6 protein-coding genes are annotated in these 7,168 nt (G+C 60.9%); 3 read left to right on the forward strand and 3 right to left on the reverse strand.

Annotated features, from left to right (window positions below):
* Positions 1-1,536, forward strand: a 1,536-nt coding sequence (locus FEM54_RS19675) for a glycoside hydrolase family 17 protein (RefSeq protein WP_138452574.1), incomplete at its 5' end; no start/stop codon positions are given.
* A 113-nt stretch (positions 1,537-1,649) separates the two neighbouring features.
* Here FEM54_RS19675 and FEM54_RS19680 read toward each other — a convergent pair.
* Positions 1,650-2,018 (reverse strand): hypothetical protein, encoded by a 369-nt coding sequence (locus tag FEM54_RS19680; RefSeq protein ID WP_099549028.1) that lies wholly within the window; start codon positions 2,016-2,018, stop codon positions 1,650-1,652.
* A 235-nt stretch (positions 2,019-2,253) separates the two neighbouring features.
* Between FEM54_RS19680 and FEM54_RS19685 the strand changes: the two genes are divergently transcribed.
* Together FEM54_RS19685 and FEM54_RS19690 are read left to right on the forward strand one after the other, a co-directional pair.
* Entirely contained in the window at positions 2,254-3,552 is a 1,299-nt protein-coding gene (locus FEM54_RS19685) for a serine/threonine protein kinase (protein ID WP_138452576.1), read from the forward strand.
* Positions 3,545-4,333: an MlaA family lipoprotein gene (locus tag FEM54_RS19690; RefSeq protein ID WP_017136246.1), complete on the forward strand. Its 789-nt coding sequence runs from the start codon at positions 3,545-3,547 to the stop codon at positions 4,331-4,333. The genes FEM54_RS19685 and FEM54_RS19690 overlap by 8 nt, the downstream gene beginning before the upstream one ends.
* A 29-nt stretch (positions 4,334-4,362) precedes the next feature.
* Here FEM54_RS19690 and FEM54_RS19695 read toward each other — a convergent pair whose 3' ends face one another.
* Entirely contained in the window at positions 4,363-6,360 is a 1,998-nt protein-coding gene (locus FEM54_RS19695; RefSeq protein WP_138452578.1) for an FUSC family protein, read from the reverse strand.
* 65 nt (positions 6,361-6,425) lie between these two features.
* A partial coding sequence (locus tag FEM54_RS19700) for a DUF808 domain-containing protein (protein WP_138452580.1) occupies positions 6,426-7,168 on the reverse strand: 743 nt, incomplete at its 5' end.

The raw sequence follows: 7,168 nt of genomic DNA on the forward strand, positions 1-7,168 counted from the left end.
TTCCCTGCCCTGCCCTATTTCTGCGCCTTGATCCTCGGCGTGCTTGCCCTCGTCGGCTATTGGTACGGCCTTGGCCGACCGGTGGTGTTGCCGGATGTGGCCAGTGCCAGCCACAAGATGCAATGCGCGTCCTACACGCCGTTCGACAAGGACCAGTCGCCGTTCGACCAGCCGTTCAAACTGCGCCCTGAGCGCATGGACGCCGACCTGGCGCTGCTGGCCACCCGTTTTGAATGCATCCGCACTTATTCCATGACCGGCCTGGAAGCCCTGCCTGGCATGGCGCGCAAGCATGGTTTGAAGGTGATGGCCGGCGCTTGGGTCAGCAGTGACCCGGTGGCCACCGAAAAAGAAATCAAAGAACTGATTGCTGCTGCCAATGCCAACCCCGATGTGGTCACTTCGGTGATCGTCGGTAACGAGGCCCTGCTGCGCAAGGAAGTCACCGCCAAGCAGTTGGTGACGCTGATCCATCAGGTCAAAAGCCAGATCAAGCAGCCGGTCACTTATGCCGATGTGTGGGAGTTCTGGCTGCAACACCCGGAAATCGCCCCGGCGGTGGATTTCCTGACCATTCACCTGCTGCCCTACTGGGAAGATGACCCGTCGGGCATCGACCAGGCCCTCAAGCATGTTGGGGATGTGCGCCAGACCTTTGGCAACAAATTCGCCCCTAAAGATGTGCTGATCGGCGAGACCGGCTGGCCCAGCGAAGGCCGCCAGCGCGAAACCGCGGTGCCGAGCCGGGTCAACGAGGCCAAGTTCATGCGTGGTTTTGTGGCCATGGCCGAGGCCAATGGCTGGCGCTACAACCTGATCGAAGCGTTTGACCAGCCGTGGAAACGCGCCAGCGAAGGTGCAGTCGGTGGTTACTGGGGCTTGTTTGACGCCGACCGCCAGGACAAGGGCATCCTTGCCGGGCCGGTGAGTAACGTGCCGTATTGGCCGCTGTGGCTGGGCATCGGCGGCCTGATTCTGCTGGGCACTCTGGCACTGGGCGGTCGGGGGCGCAGCGCGCGTGCCGCATTCATGCTGCCATTACTCGGCGTAGTGGCCGCCTGCTCCATTGGCACCTGGGCCGAGCTGACCCGTGTCACAGCACGTTTCAACGATGAATGGGTGTGGGCGGGCTTACTGGTGGTGTTGAACCTGTTGGTACTTGCCCATGCCGCGCTGGCTTTAAGCGCTCGGGAAGCTTGGCGGGAACGCGCCTTCACTTGGCTGGAGCAACGCGCAGGTTGGCTGGTGGCAATTGCCGGGTTCGCCGGTGCAGTGATGATGCTGGCGCTGGTGTTTGACCCGCGCTATCGCAGCTTCCCAAGTGCGGCACTGGTATTGCCGGCACTGGTTTACCTGGTTCGCCCGGTCACCGGCCCGCGTCGGGAGATTGCGCTGCTGGCCTTCATTATTGGCGCCGGCATTGCGCCGCAGCTGTATCGCGAAGGCTTGCTGAACCAGCAGGCGTGGGGTTGGGCGGTGGTCAGCGGGTTGATGGTTGTAGCGTTGTGGCGTTGCTTGCGGGTGCGCAAAGCTTAAAAATGCTATCGCAGGCAAGCCAGCTCCCACATTCGACCGCATTCCATGGGATGCACCCAATCTAATGTGGGAACTGGCTTGTCGAATCGTCGCACCGCTGCGATGAGGCTCTATCAGACGCCCCGAGGCTTCCTGACCAACCGCAACCCCGCAATCACCACCGCAAACACCGCAAACGTGGTGTTATACAACGCCAGTGCCGGCAACCCGAACACCATCCCCAACACCGCCAAACCCCAGCCCGCTCGCCCCGGCACAAAAAACGCCAGCACCGACGTGACCAATGCGGCCCAGCCCAATACCTTGAAGTGAATCATCAGCCCCAGGTTCGAGCGCAACTGGCATTCCCAGCGGCTGGCCTCGTCAACGCAGACCCCCACCCACTGGCCGTCTTCCATAAACCCGTAACGGGCGCCATAACTGGCGGCCAACCATAACGGCAGGGCAATAAGCAGCAGGATCAGTGGCAAACGACGGGACATGGGGTACTCCGATAGGCAAAAACGGCGCTCAGCTTAATGCGCCGGCAGCCGTTAGCAAGGCGCATACACACAATTAGTGTTCATCAATGCATGGCAACGTGTATCTTCTGGCTACTATTACCCCGATTCCGTGGTTTTTTCCGACTTTTAGTGCCGAGGGCTGGCACTTCGGTGGCAACGCGGTGGTCATAGCCTGCGAACTTCATTCAGCACGTTTCCTCTTAGGGATTAAGTCATGCTCCGTTCCTTGCGCTGCGCTGCCTTGCTGGGCAGCCTATTTTTGAGTGCGTCAGCACTGGCCGTCGATATCGACCCAGCCAGCTATGGCTACCCTTTGACCAACCCGTTCGAAGCGACTATCGCCACCACTCCGCCGAATCTGCGCCCGCAATTGCCGAGCGACGACGAGATCAACCAGTCCGACTACAGCCTGACCATGCGCCCTGAGCGCCAGTTCAGCCTGCCGGACAACTTCTGGGCGGTGAAGAAACTCACCTACCGCATCGCCAAGCAAGACCACGCCGCACCGCTGATTTTCCTGATTTCCGGCACCGGTGCGCGGTATGACAGCAGCATCAACGAATACCTCAAAAAGCTCTATTACAAAGCTGGCTACCACGTGGTCCAGTTGTCCTCGCCCACCAGCTTCGACTTCATCGCCGCGGCTTCGCGCTTCGCCACTCCCGGCATTACCCAGGAAGACGCCGAAGACATGTACCGCGTGATGCAGGCGGTGCGCGCGCAGAACTCCACGCTGCCGGTGACTGACTACTACCTCTCCGGCTACAGCCTGGGCGCTTTGGACGCGGCATTTGTGAGCAAGCTCGACGAGACCCGCCGCAGCTTCAACTTCAAGAAAGTGCTGCTGCTCAACCCGCCGGTCAACCTCTACACCTCGATCACCAACCTCGACAAGCTGGTACAGACCGAGGTCAAGGGCATCAACAACACCACCACGTTTTATGAGCTGGTGCTGAGCAAGCTGACCCGTTACTTCCAGCAAAAAGGCTACATCGACCTCAACGATGCCCTGCTCTACGACTTCCAGCAGTCCAAGCAGCACTTGACCAACGAACAGATGGCGATGCTGATCGGCACCTCGTTCCGCTTCTCGGCGGCCGACATTGCCTTCACCTCGGACCTGATCAACCGTCGCGGCCTGATCATCCCGCCGAAATACCCGATCACCGAAGGCACCAGCCTCACGCCGTTCCTCAAGCGTGCGCTGCAATGCGACTTCGACTGCTACCTCACCGAACAAGTGATCCCGATGTGGCGCGCGCGCTCCGACGGCGGCAGCCTGCTGCAACTGATCGATCAGGTCAGCCTGTATGCCCTCAAGGACTACCTGCACGACACCCCGAAAATTGCCGTGATGCACAACGCCGACGACTTGATCCTCGGCCCTGGCGACCTGGGTTTCCTGCGTAAAACCTTCGGCGATCGCTTGACCGTCTACCCGTTGGGCGGCCACTGCGGCAACCTCAATTACCGCGTCAACGCCGACGCCATGCTGGAGTTCTTCCGTGGCTAAATATCTTCTGCTGCTTGCCGCCTTGATGTGCGCAGGCGTGGCCAATGCCGACAACAGCAAGGCCCACGAGCCGGTCAAAGTCGGCGCCGACGGCTTCAAGGAACCGCTGACCAAACTCAAGTTCAACCCGGGCCTGGACCAGCGTGAATTCGAGCGTTCATCACTGACGGCACTTAACGTCTATGACCCGCTGGAGTCGTGGAACCGCCGCGTGTACCACTTCAACTACCGCTTCGACCAATGGGTGTTTCTGCCGGTGGTCAACGGCTACACCTACGTCACTCCCAGCTTCCTGCGTACCGGTGTGAGCAACTTCTTCAACAACCTGGGCGATGTGCCCAACCTGGTGAACAGCCTGTTGCAACTCAAGGGCCACCGCTCCCTGGAAACCACCGGGCGCCTGCTGCTCAACACCACCATCGGCATCGCCGGCCTGTGGGACCCGGCCACCGCCATGGGCCTGCCGCGCCAGAGCGAAGACTTCGGCCAGACCCTGGGCTTCTACGGCGTCCCTGGCGGCGCCTACCTGGTGCTGCCGATCTTCGGCCCCTCGAACCTGCGTGACACTACCGGCCTGATCGTCGACTACGGCGCCGAGACCGAGATCAACTTCCTCAACGTCTCCAAGGTCAGCGAAAACCACCCGGAAATCTGGGCTTTGCGCGCCGTCGACAAGCGCTACCAGACCAGCTTCCGCTACGGTCAGATGAACTCGCCGTTTGAGTATGAAAAGGTGCGCTACATCTATACCGAGTCGCGCAAGTTGCAGATCGCCGAGTAACCTCCCTGCAGGAGCTGGTTCGCCAGCTCCTACTGCTCAACGCCCCGTTGACACCATTTCTGCCAGGTAAACCGCAACTGCAGCACCGCCGCCCTGGCCATCTCCCGATCCTGCTCCGTCAACCCCGACGGCTGCTCAAGTGCTAGAAGCAGTGCAGCACTTGGCCCATCCAGCATCCCCGCCGTTGCCAAGCCTGGCCCCGCGTGCCTGAGTATCACCGCCAACTGCCGCAGATAATCATCACGCTCGCCAGCCAAGGCGCCCTGGCTGCCCGCAAGGCTTGCACGCAACTCCAGCAACTCATCACCCAGGTCCAACCCGAGCAGGCCATTATCCCAATGGGTACGACGCTCGGCGGGCAAGGTTTGGCTGTAGCGTGACAGGCGAATCAAGCGATCGGCCATGCGCCCGCCAAACCAGCTCTCGGCTTGCTCCAGAGGGCGCGAAGTCAACTGCGCCAAATCGAACAACGAAGCCTTGAACATACGCCGGTAGTGTCGCTCGCCAGGGTTGAGCTGGATCAGGCGAAACACCAGCACCGCAATCCCGACGCCCACCAAGGTCGCGATGGCCTTGTTGAGGAAGGCAGCAATGTCGTAGCTCATCAGGTTGCTCGGCCCGACGTTGTTGACGAAGAAGATACAAAACGCCGAAGCGGTGGCCACAAGTTTTGCCCGGCTCATGCACAGCGAGGCGAAAAACAACGGCACGCCTAATGCCACGCATAACAGCGCGAAAGCATCAAACCCGGGCAACAAGGCAAAGCGCACAAAGCCGGCTATCGGGATCGACAGCGCAATGCCCTTGAGAAAATTGAGGCCCGACGCAGAAGGGTTTTCCCGCGCGGCAAACAGGCTCAAGACCACGCCGCTGATCGACACTGCACCCAGGCCCGACGGCCAGTCGGTAAAAATCCAGAATGCCGCAACGGCCAGAAACGCCAAGGCACTGCGCAGCCCACCGAGCACGCCTTGCTCGATATCCCGATGCCAGGACAGGGCGCCTGGCGCACCGGGCGGCACCCTGCCAGCTTCGACGGCCGCCAGGGTCAATGCGCCCACATCGATCAAGCGCAGCACCTCGGCCAATTGCACCAGGCAAAAGTGCGCCTCCGCGCTCAAACCTGGATCACCCAGCGCCAACCTCAGGCGCTGCGAGAGTGCAGGCAGCGCATCGGGCCGCTCTTGCTGTAGCGTCGCGGCCACCTCGTCCACCCAAGGCGCCACGCGGGTCGCATCTTCCAGCATCAGTCGCTGCCGTGCCACGCCGCGGGCCGCGCGCAAGAGTCCCAGCAAGTCCCGGCTCAGCACCCGCAGCGCCTGGGATCTGCGCCGGCCCTTGGGGCCTTCGAACCAGGCATGGTCACGCTGGGCATCAACTGCAACCAAACGGCCCAGTGCTTCGAGCAACCCCTTGCGCTGATCGGTGCCCAGCAGCTCCGACGCCGCGGCGCGCAGGCCCGCCTGCCAGGCCGCACGGCCTTGAACCGCCAGCGTCTGCTCAACCCGGCGCGGCCATAAAATCGTGCTGGCGATAGACGCGCAGAGAATCCCCAGGCTGATTTCCTGGCAACGGGCTACCGCCTCATCGAAAACCCCAAGCGGCGCCGCAGTCGCAGGCAGCGCGATAATCGCCGTGGTGTAGCCCGCCAGCACAAACCCATAAGAGGCGTGATTGCGCAGCAACGACGCGCCTGTGGTGCAAAACGCCAACCACAACGCCATGCACAGTAGAAACAACAAAGGCGCTTGGCCGAAGACAGCAATCATCACCACCGAAGCCGCCGCGCCCACAAACGTGCCCAGTAACCGATAGGCACCCTTGGCCAAGACCATGCCGCTGGTGGACTGGCCGACGATAAATACCGTGGTCAGCGCCCATTGCGGCTGCTGCAAGTCCAAGCAAAAGGCCAGATACAACGCGACCCCGCCGGCGATCATGTTGCGCAACGCAAACAGCAGATCGTCCCGCGAGGGCGCCAGGGTGGCTTGCCAGAAGTCAGGCAGTTGAAACGTGGAAAGCTTCATTCAGCGAACACATAGATAGCTAGCTAATGATTAGCATAGTATCTATATACCCGCCGAATGCCAATCTAGCGTTTCAGCACGCGCCACACTTTGCCTACCAGTGAAACCACGGCCAGCACCAGCGCCCCGGCAATAATCCCGGCCACTGCGTTGAGCAACGTAGGCATCAACCACGCCACCGCGCCGACACTCTGGCTGAGCGTCTCGATCCAGTGATGCACCACCGGCACGCCATGGGTGAGTATGCCGCCGCCGACCATGAACATCGCCGCTGTGCCGATCACCGACAGACTTTTCATCATGTAAGGCGCGGCGCGCAAGATCGCCCCACCGATACTGCGAGCCGCTTGGCCGGGCTTTTGCGTCAGCCACAGACCCAGGTCATCGAGCTTGACGATACCGGCCACCAGCCCGTACACGCCAATGGTCATGACAATGGCGATGCCCGACAGCACTATCACTTGCTGCATCAAAGGCGCATCCGCAACGGTACCCAGGGTGATGGCGATGATTTCCGCCGAGAGGATGAAATCGGTGCGAATTGCACCTTTGATCTTGTCCTTCTCAAATGCCACCAAGTCAGTCGCCGGATCAGCCACGGCTTCAACCAGGTGAGCCTGTTCTTCGGTGCGTTTATGCAAGAAGGTGTGCGCAAGCTTCTCAAAGCCTTCAAAACACAAATAGGCGCCGCCGAGCATCAACAGTGGCGTGACCGCCCACGGCGCAAAGGCGCTGATCAGCAATGCCGCCGGCACCAGGATCAGTTTGTTGACAAACGACCACTTGGCCACCGCCCACACCACAGGGA

It is taken from the genome of Pseudomonas edaphica, from assembly GCF_005863185.1.
Taxonomy (GTDB): Bacteria; Pseudomonadota; Gammaproteobacteria; order Pseudomonadales; family Pseudomonadaceae; genus Aquipseudomonas; species Aquipseudomonas edaphica.

Coding starts and splice junctions, on each gene's coding strand:
- FEM54_RS19680 (WP_099549028.1), bottom strand. CDS start 2,018: ATGTCCCGTCGTTTGCCACTGATCCTGCTGCTTATTGCCCTGCCGTTA.
- FEM54_RS19685 (WP_138452576.1), top strand. CDS start 2,254: ATGCTCCGTTCCTTGCGCTGCGCTGCCTTGCTGGGCAGCCTATTTTTG.
- FEM54_RS19695 (WP_138452578.1), bottom strand. CDS start 6,360: ATGAAGCTTTCCACGTTTCAACTGCCTGACTTCTGGCAAGCCACCCTG.